Annotated in this window: 12 protein-coding genes; 5 read left to right on the forward strand and 7 right to left on the reverse strand. The window is 73.6% G+C overall.

Annotation, left to right across the window (positions count from 1 at the left end):
• Positions 1 to 11: 11 nt before the first annotated feature.
• Together AB0K43_RS19540 and AB0K43_RS19545 are read right to left on the reverse strand one after the other, a co-directional pair.
• Complete coding sequence (locus AB0K43_RS19540) at positions 12 to 4,310, reverse strand: discoidin domain-containing protein (RefSeq protein ID WP_363641340.1); 4,299 nt, start codon at positions 4,308 to 4,310, stop codon at positions 12 to 14.
• Between the two features lie 384 nt (positions 4,311 to 4,694).
• The gene (locus tag AB0K43_RS19545) at positions 4,695 to 5,708 is read right to left on the reverse strand and encodes a LacI family DNA-binding transcriptional regulator (RefSeq protein WP_363641342.1); all 1,014 of its coding nucleotides are present in this window, start codon (positions 5,706 to 5,708) and stop codon (positions 4,695 to 4,697) included.
• A 146-nt stretch (positions 5,709 to 5,854) separates the two neighbouring features.
• Between AB0K43_RS19545 and AB0K43_RS19550 the strand changes: the two genes are divergently transcribed.
• Both AB0K43_RS19550 and AB0K43_RS19555 read left to right on the forward strand, forming a co-directional pair.
• Positions 5,855 to 6,649 carry an SGNH/GDSL hydrolase family protein gene (locus AB0K43_RS19550; RefSeq protein ID WP_363641344.1) on the forward strand — a complete coding sequence of 265 codons (795 nt, stop codon included), beginning with the start codon at positions 5,855 to 5,857 and terminating at the stop codon, positions 6,647 to 6,649.
• Between the two features lie 218 nt (positions 6,650 to 6,867).
• Complete coding sequence (locus tag AB0K43_RS19555) at positions 6,868 to 7,908, forward strand: PAC2 family protein (protein WP_363641346.1); 1,041 nt, start codon at positions 6,868 to 6,870, stop codon at positions 7,906 to 7,908.
• A gap of 66 nt (positions 7,909 to 7,974) precedes the next feature.
• Here AB0K43_RS19555 and mshC read toward each other — a convergent pair whose 3' ends face one another.
• The 4 genes from mshC to AB0K43_RS19575 all read right to left on the reverse strand — a co-directional run bounded on the left by mshC (position 7,975) and on the right by AB0K43_RS19575 (position 11,534).
• Positions 7,975 to 9,204 carry a cysteine--1-D-myo-inosityl 2-amino-2-deoxy-alpha-D-glucopyranoside ligase gene (mshC, locus tag AB0K43_RS19560; RefSeq protein WP_363641348.1) on the reverse strand — a complete coding sequence of 410 codons (1,230 nt, stop codon included), beginning with the start codon at positions 9,202 to 9,204 and terminating at the stop codon, positions 7,975 to 7,977.
• A gap of 111 nt (positions 9,205 to 9,315) precedes the next feature.
• Positions 9,316 to 10,095 (reverse strand): SCO1664 family protein, encoded by a 780-nt coding sequence (locus AB0K43_RS19565; RefSeq protein ID WP_363641402.1) that lies wholly within the window; start codon positions 10,093 to 10,095, stop codon positions 9,316 to 9,318.
• 86 nt (positions 10,096 to 10,181) lie between these two features.
• Positions 10,182 to 10,739, reverse strand: a complete 558-nt coding sequence (locus tag AB0K43_RS19570) for a DUF3090 domain-containing protein (RefSeq protein WP_350638412.1) — start codon at positions 10,737 to 10,739, stop codon at positions 10,182 to 10,184.
• A gap of 81 nt (positions 10,740 to 10,820) precedes the next feature.
• Positions 10,821 to 11,534, reverse strand: coding sequence for a histidine phosphatase family protein (locus tag AB0K43_RS19575; protein ID WP_363641350.1), 714 nt, complete (start codon positions 11,532 to 11,534; stop codon positions 10,821 to 10,823).
• Between the two features lie 108 nt (positions 11,535 to 11,642).
• Here AB0K43_RS19575 and corA point away from each other — a divergent pair, with 108 nt between their 5' ends.
• Positions 11,643 to 12,620 carry a magnesium/cobalt transporter CorA gene (gene corA, locus AB0K43_RS19580; RefSeq protein ID WP_363641352.1) on the forward strand — a complete coding sequence of 326 codons (978 nt, stop codon included), beginning with the start codon at positions 11,643 to 11,645 and terminating at the stop codon, positions 12,618 to 12,620.
• Positions 12,621 to 12,702: 82 nt separating this feature from the next.
• Here the strand turns inward: corA and AB0K43_RS19585 are convergent, their stop codons facing one another.
• Complete coding sequence (locus AB0K43_RS19585; RefSeq protein WP_363641354.1) at positions 12,703 to 13,749, reverse strand: LLM class F420-dependent oxidoreductase; 1,047 nt, start codon at positions 13,747 to 13,749, stop codon at positions 12,703 to 12,705.
• A gap of 270 nt (positions 13,750 to 14,019) precedes the next feature.
• Here AB0K43_RS19585 and AB0K43_RS19590 point away from each other — a divergent pair, with 270 nt between their 5' ends.
• Together AB0K43_RS19590 and AB0K43_RS19595 are read left to right on the forward strand one after the other, a co-directional pair.
• Positions 14,020 to 15,000 (forward strand): aldo/keto reductase, encoded by a 981-nt coding sequence (locus AB0K43_RS19590; protein WP_363641356.1) that lies wholly within the window; start codon positions 14,020 to 14,022, stop codon positions 14,998 to 15,000.
• A 23-nt stretch (positions 15,001 to 15,023) separates the two neighbouring features.
• Positions 15,024 to 17,084, forward strand: coding sequence for a helix-hairpin-helix domain-containing protein (locus AB0K43_RS19595; RefSeq protein WP_363641358.1), 2,061 nt, complete (start codon positions 15,024 to 15,026; stop codon positions 17,082 to 17,084).
• The last annotated feature ends 3 nt before the right edge of the window (positions 17,085 to 17,087 follow it).

Genomic DNA, 17,087 nt, shown 5'->3' on the forward strand with positions numbered 1-17,087 from the left:
GAGCGTCGGTGCTACGGGTTGACGGTGATGTGGAAGGTCGAGGTGGTGTTCTGGATGTCCTTGGCGTTGCCGCTCAGGGTCAGGTGGTCGAAGGTCACCGAGCCGACCGCCGGGCCCTGGCCGGCCTCCGGCATCTCGTTGGCCCAGATGCCGTAGCCGGACCTGGCGTCGAAGGCGTCACCGCTCCGGCGGGCCCCGGTGATCGAGACGTTGGTGAACACCGTGTCGGTGACCGGGTTCTGCGGCTGGCCGCCGCTGTAGTTGGTCTGGAACATGATGCCGCTGTAGGTCGGGTCGACGATGTCCACGTCGCTCACCCGGATCCCCTGGAAGACCTTGGAGGCCGAGAAGACCCAGATCGCCGGGAAGACCTGGGCGCCCCAGAAGTGGCCGCCGGCCCGGACCAGGGAGATGTTCTGCAGGTTGGTCGGGTCCGTCCCGAAGCCGTTCATCGGGTAGCCGAAGTCCAGCGAGGAGATGGTGACGCCCGAGTAGCAGAGGGTGTCGGCGATGTAGATGTTGCGGAAGGTGTTGGCGTAGCCGCCGTACACCGCGATCCCGGCCGCCCGCCAGGTCAGCACGGCGGTGAGGTTCTCGAAGACGTTGTTCTTCTCGTCCGCGCCACCGGCGTCGATCGCGGAGAACAGCGCGAAGCTGTCGTCGCCGGTGGCCCGGGCCTCGTTGTTGGAGACCAGGTTGTCGGTGGAGCCGTTGGTCATGTTGATGCCGTCGGCGAAGGTGTCGCGGATCCGCGAGTTGGTGATCCGCATGGAGTCGGTGTTGGCGCCCCAGTACATGCAGACCATGTGCTCGGTCCAGATGTTGTCGATCGTGATGCCGGCGACGTTGGAGAAGTCGAAGACCTTTCCGGGGCCGTCGATCCGGGAGGTGTAGTTGCCGAAGTAGGCGAAGCCGGCGAAGGTCGAGCCGTTGGCCGAGGCCTCCGCGCGGAAGCCGACATCGGTGTTGGACTGCCCGCCCGGCGCGTAGAACCGGGTGAACCACGGCCCGGCCCCGATCACCTTCACGGCCTTGCCGTAGACCTGGAACTTGTTGGCGGTCTGGTAGTCACCGGCCGGCAGGTAGACGCCCAGCAGGGTGCCGGTGGTGTCCATCCGCACCCGGTCCAGCGCGGCCTGCACGTCGTTCTGGGTGAAGCCGGCCGGCACGGCGTATCGGGCCGGGTCCGGGTCGGCGGTCTGGGTCGCCTGCTCCAGGCTGACGAAGTCGATCGCGTACTGGCTGGAGTTGGCGGCGTCCTTCTGCAGCTTGATCCTGCTGCCGGCCGGCACCGTGGTGCCCAGCAGGAGGTTGGCCTCGTCGTAGACGTGCCGCGGTCCGCCCGCGCTCGGTCCGTTGCCCGGCGAGGTCTCGTTGCCGTACAGCCAGGCGTACTTGGAGGTCAGGTCGATCGCCTTGAGGAAGCTGCCGTTCACGTACACGTCGAGGGTGGAGTCGATCCCGTCGCCGCCCGGCGCGTCCGGGATGGAGAACCTGGTCACCAGCGTGTTGGTGGCCGCCTTGGTGGTGAACTCCACCGAGGCGCCGGTGGAGTTGAGCGTCACGGCGCGGCGCCCGGAAGCCTCGCCGGCCAGGTCGCCGATGGTCCGGTTCGGGCCGACCACGGCCGCGCCGCCGGCCAGCACGCCGTCCTCGGCCTCGTAGGTGTCGTACGGCATGTTGGCACCGCGGCCGACGTACAGCGGCTGGCTGCCGGTGTTGTTGCCCTGCTTCAGGGGCAGCTCGTTGCCGTCCGCGGCCAGCACCGTCCTGATGGTGTACTTGCCGTTGGCGGCCGTCCAACTGCCCAGCGGGACGGGCGCGGTGGTGGCGCCCGGGGCGATCGCACCGGTGGAGGAGCCGGTCAGCGTCCGGACCACGGCGCCGGTGGTGGCGTCGGCCACCGTGAGGGTGACGCCGTGGCTGCCGCCGGTCGTGGCCACGGTGCCCTGGTTCTTGATCGCCACCGTGAACGCGACGTTGTTGCCGGCGGCCGGGTTGCCCGGCGTCCAGCCGACCGCCGCGGCGACCAGGTCGGAGCTGGCGACCGGGCTGACCGTGAGCGCGGTGGGGCTGGTGCAGTCGTTGTTGGTCTCGTCCCGCTCGATCACGGCGTTCGGCTCGTCGGCCTTGGCCGTCAGTTGGTAGCTGCCCGCGTTCTGGGTGCCGATGCCGGTGCTCACGGTGCTGGTGGCACCCACCGCCAGCGCGCCGACCTGGGCGGTGCCGACCTTGGTGGTGCCCAGGTAGAAGGTGACGCTGCTCGGCCCGGCCGCGGCCGTGCCGGCGTTGCGCACGGTGGCGGAGAGCTGGACGGCGTCGGTCTCGACCGGGTCGGCGGGCGAGGAGGTGATCCCGGTGACGGTGAGGTCCGGGTTGGGCGCCGGGGTGCCGATCACCTGGAACTCGGCCACCTGGCCGGCCGCGGAGCCGCTGTTGGCGGTGATCTTCAGCTGGACGTCGGCCACGGTCGCACTCACCGGGATGGTGACGGTGTTCCCGGTGGCCGGGTCGAAGGTGTAGCTCTGCGGGGCGACCAGCCGGGTGGGACCGGTGGCGCTCTGCTCCCGCCCCAGCACCTCGATGGTCTGGGTCCTGGTCGACCAGGCGCTGTTGGGGTTGAGCTTGACCACCACCGAGCTGGTGGCGGCGTTGGCGCCGAGCGCCACCGTCAGGGTGTCCGGGTAGCTGCCGGGGGCGCCCTCCCAGTAGGTGGCCGTGTCGTTGTCGTTGGCGTTGGCCGCCACGAAGGTGAACACCGAGGAGGAGCCGGTGATCGGCTTGCCGGCCGCGAGGTTGGTGCCGGTGCCGCCGCCCTGCCCGGTCCGGATCACCGTGTTGCTGCTGCCGGACTGGTTGCCCGCCGCGTCCTTGGCCTTCACGTAGTAGGAGACCGTCGCGCTGTCGGGCTGGCTGTCGGTGTACGTCAGGACATTGCCCGCCACCGAGGCGCGCAGCGCGCCGTTGGCGTACACGTCGTAGCCGGTGACCTGGACGTTGTCGGCCGAGGCGCCCCAGGTCAGCCTGATCTGGCCGGAGGCCGGCTGGGTGTACGCCAGGCCGGCCGGCGCGGACGGGTCCTGGGTGTCGCCGCCCTGCCCGGCCCGGGTCACCGTGTTGCTGCTGCCGGACTGGTTGCCCGCCGCGTCCCTGGCCTTCACGTAGTAGGAGACGGTGGCGCTGTCCGGGCGGCTGTCGGTGTAGCTCAGCACGCTGCCAGCGACACTGGTGAGCAGCACGTTGTCGGCGTAGATGTCGTAGCCGGTGACGCCGACGTTGTCGGTGGCCGCGTTCCAGCCGAGCCTGATCTGCCCGGAGGCCGGCTGGGTGTACGCCAGGCCGGTCGGCGCGCTCGGCGCCTGGACGTCGCCGGTGGCCGGCCCGTACGCCTCGAACTCGGCCAGCTGGGCGGCCGGCCAGGCCGAGTTCGCGGTCACGGTGAGGCGCAGGTAGCGGGTGGTGGTGGTCGCCAGGTTGACCGTGACGGTGTTGCCGCTCGCCGGATCGAAGGAGTAGGCCGTGGCGGCCGCCAGATCGGTGAAGTTGCTGCCGTCGGTGCTGCCCTGGACCTTCAGGGTCTCGCTCCGGGCGCCCCAGCCGCCGGGCAGCCCCAGCACCAGCTTGTTGACCGGCACGGCGGCCCCGAGGTCACCCTGGATCCACTGCGGGAAGGCGTTGTTGGCGCTCTCCCAGTAGCTGCCCCGGTTGCCGTCCGCGGCATTGCTCGCGCTGTACGGGGAGTTGGCGCTGCTGCTGGTGATCGGGCGGCCGGCCAGCAGGTTGCCCGAGGCCGACGCGGCGCCGTAGACCTCGAACTCGGAGAACTGGGCGGCCGGCCAGCCGGTGTTGGCAGAGACGTTGATCCTGACGTAACGGGCGCTGGTGGCACCGAAGTTGATCCGGACGGTATTGCCCGCGCCCTGGTCGAAGGAGTAGACGGCGGAGCCGACCAGGGTGGAGAGGTTCGATCCGTCGGTGCTGCCCTGCAGGGTGAGCGTCTCGGTCCGCGACTCCCAGGAGGTGGGCAGCTTGAGCACCACCTGGTCGATCGCGGCGGCGCTGCCGAGGTCGACCTGGACCCACTGCGGCAGGGCGTTGCTCGCGCTCTCCCAGTAGCTGCCCTGATTGCCGTCGTTGACGTTGCCGACCACGTAGACGTCGCCGACGCTGCTGGCGGTGACGGCCTTGCCGGCGGCGAGGTTGGGGCCGCCCGCGGCCCGGGCGGCCGGCAGCAGCGGCCCGGCCAGCAGGAGCATGCCCAGCACGGCCGCCCCTGCGGTCAGCCGTGGCTGTATGCGCTTCGATCTCATTGCGTCCCTCTGTCTCTGATTCTGCGATCACTGACAGCTCACCGGGCCGCCGCTGTCGGACGGCGGCCCGGAACTCCGGTGCTGTGCGCGGCTGCGCGCCGGGCCCGCCGCTGAGGGTCGGCGGGTGAGGGCCCCGAACGGCCCACCACTCGGCCGTTCCGGGGAAGTTGCAGCTTGAATCAAGAAAACGACATTGATCTGTGCAGGATTTGCGCGATGGCAGCCAAGAGTTACAGAGGGGCTACGGGCATGTCAACGGCTCGTACCGACGCACAGTCACCTCCGGACCGGCCGCGGGCATACCGAAGCGGGCGGGCACCGAAGTGCCCGCCCGCCCGGTGAAGCCTCGTCAGACCGTGGCGGCGCCGCCGCCGGCCGCCACCGTCAGCCCCGCTCGCGGACCGGCGCGGTCGACCCGCGCACCACCAGCTCCGGCTCGAACAGCAGCTCGTCGTGGGTCACCTTGACCCCGGCGATCTCCCCCACCAGCAGCTCGACCGCCGCCCGGCCCATCGCCTCGATCGGCTGGCGGACGGTGGTCAGCGGCGGATCGGTGCACATCATGAACGAGGAGTCGTCGTACCCGATCACCGACACGTCGTCGGGCACGGCCAGCCCGGCCCGCCGGACCGCGCGCACCGCCCCCAGGGCCAGCGGGTCCGAGGCGCAGACCACGCCCGTGACACCCCGCTTGAGCAGCCGGGTGGTCGCGGCCTGGCCGCCCTCCAGGCTGAACAGGGCCCGCTCCACGTGCTCCTCGGGGAGCTCCAGGCCGGCCTTGGCCATCGCGGTGCGGGCCGCGGCCAGCTTGCGGTGCGAGGGCACGTGGTCGGCCGGGCCGAGCACCAGCCCGATCCTGCGGTGGCCCAACTGCTTGAGGTGGCCCACCGCCTGCTCGACCGCCACGGCGTCGTCGCAGGAGACCCGGGGGAAGTCCAGGTGGTCGATGGCCGCGTTCAGCAGCACCGTCGGCAGGCTGCGCTCGGCCAGCCGGTCGTAGTGCTCGTGCGGGGCGTCGCCCTGGGCGTACAGGCCGCCGAAGAACACCACTCCGGAGACCTGCTGCTCCAGCAACAGGTCGACGTAGTCGGCCTCGGAGACGCCGCCGGCGGTCTGGGTGCAGAGCACCGGGGTGAAGCCCTGGCCGGCCAGCGCGCCGCCGACCACCTCGGCGAACGCGGGGAAGATCGGATTCTGCAGCTCGGGCAGCACCAGCCCGACCAGCCGGGCCCGCTCGCCGCGCAGCTGGGTGGGGCGCTCGTAGCCGAGCACGTCCAGGGCGGTCAGCACCGCGGCCCTGGTCGCCTCGGAGACGCCGGGCTTCTCGTTCAGCACCCGGCTGACGGTCGCCTCGCTCACCCCGACCTTCTTGGCCACCTCGGCAAGTCGTCGTGTCATGGCCGCGAGTGTACGACAGATCGCGCAAACGGCTTGCGCTGATTTGCAAATCAAGGCATCCCCACGCTTCGCATCCAACCGACTACCATGCGTGATCGAACGGTCGCGCCGCTCGGCCGGCCGGCCCGTGCACCCCGGAGAAGCCCGTGCGCCACCGCCTGCTCGCCGCCCTCGTCGCCGCTCCCCTGCTGCTCATCGCCACCCCGGCCGCCGCCGCCCCGCAGGACACCTACGCCGCGCTGGGCGACTCCTACGCGGCCGGCGTCGCCGCCGGCGCCTACGACCCGGCGAGCGGCGACTGCCGCCGCAGCGCCCGCGCGTACCCGGCCCTGTGGGCCGCCGGGCAGCACCCCGCCGCCTTCGTGCACGCGGCCTGCAACGGGGCCACCACCGAGGACGTCCGGCGCGACCAGCTGCCCCTGGTGCCCGCCGACGCCACCCTGGTCACCCTGACCATCGGCGGCAACGACCTGGGCTTCGCCGACGGGGTGGTCGCCTGCCTCCAGCCCTTCAGCACCGACGGCCGGTGCGACCGCGCGCTGGACGAGACCGAGCGCCGGCTGCGCGAGGACCTGCCGGGGAGGCTGGGCACGCTCTACGGCGAGCTGCGCGCGGCCGCCCCGGCCGCCCGGGTGGTGGTGACGGGCTACCCGCACCTGCTCCACACCGGCACCATCTGCACCATCGGCACCGACGCCCGCCGGGTCCGGTTCAACGCCGTCACCGACCGGCTGGACGAGCTGATCCAGCAGCAGGCCGGCAAGCAGGGCTTCGAGTTCGCCGACGTCCGGCCCGCCTTCGCCGGCCACGGCGTCTGCTCCGGCGGCTCCCAGGAGTGGATCACCCGCTTCGTGCTCACCCACCTCCAGGAGTCCTTCCACCCCACCGCCCGCGGCCAGGCGGACGGCTACCTCCCGGCCGTCACCGCGGCGCTCGGGTGACCCATCGCCCGGCAGCGTCGGCGGGGTAATTCCGCCCTGCCTCGAGGCCCCTCCGATAGGCTCTCCCACTCCGGGCCGGGGCAGGTGTCGAAGACCGTAGGCTGGGCAGGTAGGGACCGTGGAACGGGGCGTTCCACGCGCGAGTTGAACAGTCGGCGGCCGGCCAGCCGGTGCGCACCGGACGGGGGCGGCGGCTGACCGATGGAGGGAGACGCTGGGTGATCGAGCTGGAGGACGTTCCCGAGTTGATCGACCCGGTGATGGTCTGCGCCTTCGAGGGCTGGAACGACGCCGGTGACGCGGCCTCGGCGGCCGTGGGGCACCTGGACGAGACCTGGGGCGGGAAGGTGTTCGCCGCACTCGACGCGGAGGACTACTACGACTTCCAGGTCAACCGCCCGACCGTCTGGCTGGACGGCGGCGTCCGCCGGATCACCTGGCCGACCACCCGCCTCTCGGTGGTCCGGGTGACCGAGCCCAAGCCGCGCGACCTGGTGCTGGTCCGCGGCATCGAGCCCAGCATGCGCTGGCGCTCGTACTGCAACGAACTGCTCGGCTTCGCGCACGAGCTGGGCGTGGAGCTGGTGGTGATCCTGGGCGCCCTGCTCGGCGACACCCCGCACAGCCGTCCGGTGCCGGTCAGCGGGGTGACCTCGGACGCCGCGCTGGCCCGGACGCTGGATCTGGAGGAGAGCCGCTACGAGGGCCCGACCGGCATCGTCGGCGTGCTCCAGGAGGCCTGCGCGCACGCCGGGGTGCCGGCGGTGACGCTCTGGGCCGCGGTGCCGCACTACGTGGCGCAGCCACCGAACCCGAAGGCCACGCTGGCGCTGATCAACAAGCTGGAGGACCTGCTCGACCTGCGGATCCCGCCGGGCGAGCTGGCCGAGGACTCCCGGGCCTGGCAGCTCGGCGTCGACCAGCTGGCGGCCGAGGACAGCGAGGTCTCGGAGTACGTGCAGCAGCTGGAGGAGGCCCAGGACACGGCGGAGCTGCCGGAGGCCTCGGGTGACGCGATCGCCCGGGAGTTCGAGCGCTACCTGCGCCGGCGCGACAACCTGGGGCCGACCGGCGAGAAGCCGGTGGCCGGGCACGCCACCGCGGGCCCGGCGGACACCGAGCCGAGGCCCGCCGAGGACAGGGAGCCCGGCCCGGCGGCGGAGCCGGACCAGGCCGAGGAGCAGGACAGCGCGCAGGACAGCGCGCAGGACCAGGCCGAGGACGGCGCCGACGGGCGCGACGAGGGCCGGGACGGCTGAGCCGAGCAGACCGGAAGGGGCGTCAGGACCTGGTCCCGACGCCCCTTTCCGATGTGGTGCCCGGTGCTACAGCGCGATGCCCAGCAGCGCGTCCACCGTCCGCGAGACCAGGCCGGGCGCCCCGATGTCGGTACCGCCGGTCCCGGCCTGCAGAGCGGCCCAGCGGTCGACGGCGGCCAGCGCGGCCGGCGCGTCCAGGTCCTCGGCCAGGGCCGCCCGGACCTCGGCCAGCAGGCCCTCGGCGGACGGGCCGTCCGGCCGGGAGACCGCGGCCCGCCAGGCGGCGAGCCGCTCGACGGCGCGGTCCAGGTCGGCGCCGGTCCACTCCCAGTCGCTGCGGTAGTGGTGCGCCAGCAGGGCCAGCCGGATCGCCGCCGGGTCGACGCCCTCGCGCCGCAGCGCCGAGACGAAGACCAGGTTGCCGCGGGACTTGGACATCTTGTGCCCGTCCAGCGCGACCATGCCGGAGTGCAGGTACGCCTGGGCGTAGGGGTGCTCGCCGGTGGCGACCTGGGCGTGCGCGGCGCCCATCTCGTGGTGCGGGAAGGACAGGTCGGTGCCGCCGCCCTGGATGTCGAAGGACATCCCGAGGAACTGCAGGGCGATCGCCACGCACTCGATGTGCCAGCCGGGGCGGCCGTGGCCGAGCTCGGTGTCCCAGGCGGGCTCGCCCGGGCGGGCGGCCAGCCAGAGCAGGGCGTCCAGCGGGTGCTTCTTGCCGGGCCGCTCGGGGTCGCCGCCGCGCTCGCCGAAGACCGGCAGCATCTGCTCGCGGGTGAGCCCGGAGACCTCGCCGAAGCGCGGGTCCGACTCCACCGAGAAGTAGATGTCGCCGTCCAGCTCGTAGGCGGCGCCGCGCGCCAGCAGCTTCCTGACCAGCGGGACGATCCACGGGATCGACTCGACGGCACCGATGTAGTGGGCCGGGGGCAGGATCCGCAGCGCGGTCATGTCCTCCCGGAACAGGGCGGTCTCGCGCTCGGCGAGCACCGTCCAGTCCTGCCCCGTGGCCACGGCCCGCTCCAGCAGCGGGTCGTCCACGTCGGTGACGTTCTGCACGTAGAGGACGTCGTGGCCGGCGTCCTTCCAGACCCGCTGCACCAGGTCGAAGGTGTTGTAGGTGGCAGCGTGGCCCAGGTGGGTGGCGTCGTACGGGGTGATGCCGCAGACGTACAGGCGAGCGGTCGGCCCCTGGGGCACGATCTCTCGGACACTGCTCGTGGCGGTGTCGTGGATGCGCAGGGGAAGCCCCTGACCGGGCAGGGCGGGAACCTCGGAGGCGGGCCAGGAATGCATGGCTCCGACTCTAACCTTGCGATCATTTGAAAGGCTAACCAGTCACCAGGATCGGCTTGAATCACTTTCCGATCGTTCCGGGTACGAGCCACCCGCCGCAGCCCGTGCCGGTCAGACCGGCGGCCACGGGATCGACGGCCAGTCAGCCGACGGCAGCGGGTGCCGCCCGGTGCGCCGCAGCAGCTCGATCCGCTGCCCGGTGGCGGCCAGTTCGGCCTCGGTCAGGTGCGGGCGGAGCTCCTCGGCCAGCGCCCCGCCGAGGTCGGCGCCGAGGCCGGCGGCGAGCCGGTCGAGCACCTCGCGGGCCTCCTCGGGGAGGGGCTGTTCGGCCCACCCCCACAGCAGCGTGCGCAGCTTGCCGGGGACGGCGAAGGTCACCCCGTGGTCGATCCCGTAGATCCGGCCGTCGGCGGCCGGGAGCCAGTGGCCGCCCTTGCGGTCGGCGTTGTTGAGGACGGCGTCCAGCACGGCGAGCCGGCGCAGCCGCTCGTCGTCGCGGTGCACCAGCAGGGCGGTGCGGCCCTCCCCCACCTCGGCCCGGACGATCGGCAGCCAGCCCGGCTCCGGCCCGGCCGGGTCCTGCAGGGCGAGCAGCTCGGGGGCGCCGAGGTCGGGCTCGATCCACAGCTGGACCATGCCGGGGCCGTGCGGGCCCTCGCGCAGCACGGTGGGCGGGATCAGCGCCCAGCCGGTCGCCGCGGCCAGCCGGTAGGCGGCCACCTCGCGGCCGGCCAGGGTGCCGTCGGGGAAGTCCCAGAGCGGGCGCTCCCCGGCCACCGGCTTGTAGACGCAGGGGGCGGTGCGGCCGTCCAGCGCGACGGTGCAGTACAGGACGGCGTTGGAGGCGTCGGTGACCCGGCCGTGCACGGTCAGCGCGCCCGAGCCCAGCAGCCGGAGGGCGGTTTCGGGGTCGGCCGCGAGGGCCGCGCTGGCCTTCGGGTCGGTGCCGGGGACGGCCTCGCTGGGCGACGGGGTGTTCAGCGCCGGTAGCCGTTCGCGCGCGGGCACAGGTGGCCCTCCGGGTCGAGCGGGAGGTTGCAGAACGGGCAGGGCTTGCGGCCGGCCGCGACCAGGTCCAGGGCGCGCTTGGCGAACACCCGGGCCATCGCGCCGCTGAGCCGCACCCGGAGCATGTCCGGGCCGTTCTCCTCGTCCTCCAGCGCGGCCTCCTCGTCCTCGTCCTCGGTCACCGCCTGGGCCTCGACCACCAGGCACTCGTCGACGCTGTCCCAGGCCAGGGCCATGGTGCCGACCCGGAACTCCTGCTCCAGCGGCAGGTCCAGCGGGGCGGTGTCGATGAGCTCGGCGGGGGCCACGGCCGGGATCGCCGGGGAGCCGGAGCTGCGCCGCAGGGCCTCGTCCAGGACCTCCTCGACCCGCTCGGCCAGCGCCGCCACCTGGGTCTTCTCCAGCAGCACGCTGGTCATCCGCCCGCGTGAGCTGGCCTGGAGGTAGAAGGCGCGGGAGCCGGGTTGGCCGACCGTACCGGCCACGAACCGCTCGGGCTGGTCGTAGAAGTAGACCTGACGGGGCACTCTCTCGCTCCGGATCGGGATCGGGCAGGGGCTGTCTCAGGCCAGCCTACGGCTTGCGCGGCGGCCGGGTGAGGGGTGGGTTCAGGACGCGGGCGCCGGTGCGGGCGCGCCGGTGTCGCCGCCGACCACCGCGTCCCCGCTCGGGGCCGGGCCGTCGGTTCTGGGGGCCAGCGAGGCGAGGCTGCCGGTGTCGCCGAGGCGCAGCAGGTAGGGGCGGTGCTCGGTGTAGCGGATCGCGGTGACCGAGCAGGGCTCGACCGAGATCCGCTGGAAGTGGTCCAGGTGCAGGCCGAGCGCGTCGGCGACCACGGCCTTGATCACATCGCCGTGCGAGCAGGCCGCCCAGACCGCGTCCGGGCCGTGCTCGGCGGCGATCCGGTCGTTCCAGTCCCGGACGGCGTCCACCGTGCGGTGGCTGAGCTGGCGCAGCGACTCGCCGCCGGGGAAGGCGGCGGCCGAGGCGTGGTCCTGGACGGTGCGCCAGAGCGGCTCCTTGGCCAGCTCGCCCAGCGGGCGTCCGGTCCAGTCGCCGTAGTGGCACTCGCCGAACCGCTCGTCGAGCTCCGCCGGGCCGAGCTCGGGGCGCGCCGCCAGCAGCGGCTCCAGGGTCTGCCCGCAGCGCTCCAGCGGGCTGGAGACCACCGTGGCCAGCGGGATCCCGGCGAGCCGGGCGGGCAGCTCGGCGGCCTGGGCGCGCCCGGTCCCGTCGAGGTCGACGCCCGGTGTCCAGCCGGCCAGGACACCGGCCGTGTTGGCGGTGGAACGGCCGTGGCGGACGAGCAGCAGGGTGGGCATGCGGCCAAGCCTACGGGGTGCCCGCGGGCGCCCGCACCGGGTGGTCGGCTCGTGCGCGTTCGGTGGATGTGACGGCCCTTCGGCGCCAGGCGCGGGACAATGGCCGACATGATCGTCGACTGCGCCGTCTATCGGGACGGCCACCGCACCGAGGGGCCTGACGACTTCTCGGACGCCCTGGACGCCGCCCGGGCAGCCGGGAACTCCTTCGTGTGGATAGGGCTGGCCGAGCCGACCGCCGAGGAGTTCGACCTGGTCACCGCGGAGTTCGGGCTGCACCCGCTGGCGGCCGAGGACGCCGTGACGGCCCATCAGCGGCCGAAGCTGGAGGAGTACCAGGACGCGCTGTTCCTGGTGCTCAAGACGATCGGCTACCACCCGGCCGACCGCACCATGAGCATCGGCGAGGTGATGGTCTTCGTCGGCGACTCGTATGTGATGACCGTCCGGCACGGCTCGGACAGCCCGCTGCGGAAGTTGCGCTCGGAGCTGGAGAAGCAGCCCGACCTGCTGAGGCTCGGCCCGGCCGCGGTGCTGTACGCGGTCTTCGACCTGGTGGTCGACAGCTACCTGGACCTCGCCACCACGCTCCAGGGGGACCTGGACGAGCTGGAGGCCGATGTGTTCGCCCCCGGCCGGGCCCAGGGCGTCGCGGAGCGGATCTACGCCTTCAAGCGCGAGGTGATGCGCTTCCGCCGGGCCACCCTGCCGCTCCAGGAGCCGGCCGCCCGGCTGCTGCGGCCGGACGTGCCGTTCGTGCCGGAGCAGCTCCAGCCCTACCTGCGGGACGTCGCCGACCACCTGACCAGGGTGAACGAGCTGGGGGAAGGCCTGGACCGGCTGCTCTCGGACATCCTGAACGCCAATCTGGCGCAGGTCAGCGTGCAGCAGAACAACGACATGCGGAAGATCTCGGCCTGGGCGGCGCTGGCCGCGGTGCCGACGATGATCGCCGGCATCTACGGCATGAACTTCACCCACATGCCGGAGCTCCACCAGATCTGGGGCTATCCGGCGGCGCTCTCCCTGATGACGGGCGCCTGCGTGTGGCTGTACCGGGCCTTCAAGCGCGCCGGCTGGCTCTGAGGGCCGCCCGCGCGTCCTGCCCTGCCCTGCCCTGCCCGGGAGCGGTCGTCCGCCCCCGGGCACCCGGCCTCTGCCCCGGGCCTCAGGCCAGGCCGGCCAGCTCCAGCGCCTCGACCCCGGTCCGCAGGGCGGTGATCCGCTCGTCCAGGGTGAAGCCGGCCGGGGCGAGGGTCAGCGTGGTGACGCCCGCGGCGGCGTAGGCCTGCATCCGGTCCGCGATCCGCTCCTTGCCGCCGAGCAGGGCGGTGGAGTCGATCAGGTCGTGCGGCACGGCGGCCGCGGCGCCGGCGTAGTCCCGGGCCAGGTACTTCTCCTGGATCTCGTCGGCGGCCTGCTCGTACCCCATCCGGCGGGCGAGCTGGTTGTAGAAGTTCTTGTCCTTGCTGCCCATGCCGCCGATGTACAGGGCCGCGTAGGAGCGCTGCGAGTCGGCGGCCGCCTTGACGTCCTCGCCGACCGAGATCGCCACGGTCGGGCAGAGGTCGAAGCCCTCCAGGCCCTGGCCGGTCTTGGCGCGGCCGGCCGTCAGCGGGTCGAGGGAGAGCGCGGCGTGCTCGGGGGCGAAGAAGATGCCGAGCCAGCCGTCGGCGATCTCGCCGGTCTGCTCCAGGTTCTTCGGGCCGATCGCGGCGATGTACAGCGGGATGTGCTCGCGCACCGGGTGGACCGTGAGCTTGATCGGCTTGCCCGGCCCGCCGGGCAGCGGGAGCGTCCAGTTGGCGCCCTCGTGCACCAGACGCTCCCGGGACATCGCCTTGCGGATGATCTCCACGTACTCCCGGGTGCGGGCCAGCGGCTTGTCGAACTTGACGCCGTACCACCCCTCGGAGACCTGCGGGCCGGAGACCCCGAGGCCCAGCCGGAAGCGGCCGCCGGAGAGGGTGTCCAGGGTGGCGGCGGTCATCGCGGTCATCGCCGGGGTGCGGGCCGGGATCTGGAAGATCGCCGAGCCGACGTCGATCCGCTCGGTCTTCGCGGCGACGAAGCTGAGCACGGTGGCCGCGTCCGATCCGTAGGCCTCGGCGGCCCAGCAGACCGAGTAGCCGAGGCGGTCGGCCTCCTGGGCGACGGCGATGTTGTCGGCGTCCATGCCGAGTCCCCAGTAGCCGAGGTTGATCCCGAGTCGCATATGGGTGCCAAGCCTTCCAGTCGGTCCGTGGCGTGAGCGTAACCCTGCCTTCGACCGACATGCTACTGGCCGGTAGGTGTGTGCTGCGTCACCCGTGCGGGGGAGCGCGCAGCGGACTCCGCAAGCGGGTGGAGACGGGCGCGCGCGGCGTGTGCGCGGGTCTTTCGGGGTTGCGCCAGGGTGCGGGCGCTACGCTCGGCCGGCAGCGGGAGGCCACTCCCCAGCTCCGTGTTCACCTGCGTGTTCGTCAGCTGACGGAGGACCGCCCCGATGGAACAGCGCCACCTCGGACGGACCGGGCTGCGGGTCTCCCGCCTCGGACTCGGCACCATGACCTGGGGCAGGGACACCGACGAGCACGAGGCCGCCGAACAGCTCAAGGTCTTCGTCGACGCCGGCGGCACCCTGCTGGACACCGCCGACGTCTACGCCGACGGCGGCGCGGAGTACCTGATCTCCCGCCTCACCGACAGCCTGGTGCCCCGCTCCGAGCTGGTGATCGCCACCAAGGCGGGCAGCGTGCCGGGCACCGACCGCCGCTTCGACGGCTCCCGGGGCCATCTGCTGGCCGCGCTGGACGCCTCCCTGCGCCGGCTCGGCACCGACCACGTCGACCTCTGGCAGGTGCACGCGTTCGACCCCGCCACGCCGACCGAGGAGACCCTGCACGCGCTGGACCTCGCGGTCGCCTCCGGCCGCGCCCGGTACGTGGGGGTCTCCAACTTCAGCGGCTGGCAGCTCGCGAAGGCCGCCACCTGGCAGCGCGGCACCCCCGACCGGGTCCCGCTGGCCAGCACCCAGATGGAGTACTCGCTGCTCCAGCGCGGCATCGAACGCGAGATGCTGCCCGCCGCCCTGGACGGCGGCCTCGGGCTGATCGCCTGCTCGCCGCTGGGCCGCGGGGTGCTGACCGGCAAGTACCGGCACGGTGTGCCACCGGAGTCGCGCGGTGCCTCCGCGCACCTGTCCGGCTTCGTCCAGCCCTACCTCGGCGACCGCTCCCGGCGGATCGTCGACGCCCTCGCCACCGCCGCCGACGGCCTCGCCAGCAGCCCGCTGGCGGTGGCACTGGCCTGGGTCAGGGACCGGCCCGGGGTGGCCAGCGCGCTGGTCGGCGCCCGGAACGCGACCCAGCTGCTGGCAGCGCTGTCGGTGGAGACCCTTACGCTTCCGGATGAGATCCGCGGCGCGCTGGACGACGTGTCAGCCCCACTGCGCCGCTACCCGGACCAGGGCTGGACGGAGCTGTAGCGCCGGCTGTGAGGAGCGAACCCATGACCGAAGCGGCGAGCAGCGAGACCGAGCCGATCACCCCGGAGCAGCGGGCGGGCACGGTGGCCGCCCTCGCGGAGGCGATCCGGGCGGTCGGCCAGGGCGGCGCCGGTGAGGGCTCCGCCGAGCGCCCCGCCGCCGCGGACGCCACCGGCCCGGCCGCCGACCAGCAGCGCGAGGCCGCGCTGCGGGCCACCGCCGAGGTCCTCGCCGCGGGCGGCGCGCCCACCTCGCTGGCCCCCGCCGCCGTCGCCGAGCTGGGCGAGGGCGCCGCCGAGGCGCTGCGGGCCGACCCCTGGGCCGTCCTGGCCCTGCCCGGGGTCCGGCCCGAGCACGCGGACGGCTTCGCCCGCGGCCTGCTCGGCCAGCAGGCCGGGCCGGGCGACCCCCGGCGGGCACAAGCCCTGGTGCCGTGGCTGCTGGAGCAGGCGGCCCTGCGCGGGCACTCGGCCCAGGAGATCGGCGAGGTGGCCACCGGTCTGGAGCGGCTCGGCCTGCCGGACCCGGCCGCCGCCCTGCAGGCGGTGGTGGTGGACGGCCTGGTGATGGCGTTCCAGGAGGAGCTCCCCGGCCGCCCCGGCGCCGACGACGAGGAGGAGCCGCCGACCCGCACGGTGCTCGCCCTGGAGCGGCTCGCGCTGGCCGAGGAGAGCCTGGCCGACGGGCTGGTCCGGGTGCTCTCCACCTTCACCCCCGGCTCGGACGAGGAGTACCGGGCGTACCAGGAGTCCCGGGCGCAGCAGGCCGACGCCGGGGACGGGACCGAGGCCGGGATCGACAGCGAGACCGAGGCCGACGCCGGGGACGGGACCGAGGCCGGCACCGACGCCGCCGGGCCCGCTCCCGCTCCCGCGCCCGGTCCGGCCGCCTGGGCCGAGGCGGTCGCCGCCGCACCGTCCTCCTCCGCCGCCGCGCTGCTGCGGGCCGTCGCCGACGGCGCGCTGGTGGCCCACACCGGCGGCGAGGCCGCCCGCGCCGAGAGCGCCGCCGTGCTGGCCGCCGCGCACGGCCTCGGGCTGCGGGCCTGGGCCGCCACCTGGACGGAGCAGGGCCGCGACAGCCTGGCCGCGCTGCTTGCCGAGCCGGCCGCCGACTCCTGTGGCGCGGCCGGGCAGGTGGCCACCCTGGCCGACCTGCTGGCCGGTACGGCCGGTCCGGGCCGCGCCGAGGACGGCACCCTGGCGCTGGACCTGCTGCTGGTGCTGGACGCGCCGCTGCTCGACGTCGAGCTGGCCGCCACCCTGCTGGAGGCGGTCGCGGACGGCACCCGGCTGGTGCTCGGCGGAGACCCGGGCCAGCTCTGGTCGGCCGGCCCCGGCCGGTTCTTCGCCGACCTGATCGCCGTCAAGCTCTGCCCGGTGGTGGCCTCCCGGACTCCTGACTTCGGTCCGATCGGCGAGCTGGTCTCCGGCATCGGCATCGGCGAGTTGCTGACCGTCGAGGCACCGGAGAAGGAGGTGGTGATCCTCGGCGCCACGGACGACGGCGAGGCGGTCCACCGCGCGCTGCAACTGCTCGGCGACTCGATCCCGCGCGCGCTCGGCATCCCGGCCGAGGAGACCGTGCTGCTCACCCCCGGCCACGGCGGCAGCGCCGGCACCCGGGCGCTGAACGCGGCGGCCAAGGCCCGGCTCAACCCCGGCCCCGGCCGGTTCGGCGGCTTCGACCCGGGCGACCGGGTGGTCCACTCCCCCTCCCTCGGGGTCACCCTGCCGGGCCGGGTGCTGGACGGCGACGCGGCCGGTCTGCACCTGGAGCTGGCCGACGGCGAGCGGCTGACCCTCTCCCCCGACCAGGCCGCCGGGCTGCGGCACGGCTGGGCGCTGACCGCCCACCAGGCCGTCGGCCGACGCTGGCCGGCCGTGGTCGCGGTGCTGCCCCAGGACGCGGCGGCCGGGCTGACCAGGCAGTGGGTGTACACCGCCTTCGGCCGCGCCGAGCGGCACCTGTCCGTGGTCCACGCGGCCGGCCAGGCCCTCGCCCAGGCCGTCGCGCAGCGACCCGCGCAGCCGCGCTCCACCCGGCTGCGGGCCATCCTGGCCGAGCACGCCGAGCAGGGGTGAACC

The organism is Kitasatospora sp. NPDC049258, assembly GCF_040678895.1.
Taxonomy (GTDB): Bacteria; Actinomycetota; Actinomycetes; order Streptomycetales; family Streptomycetaceae; genus Kitasatospora.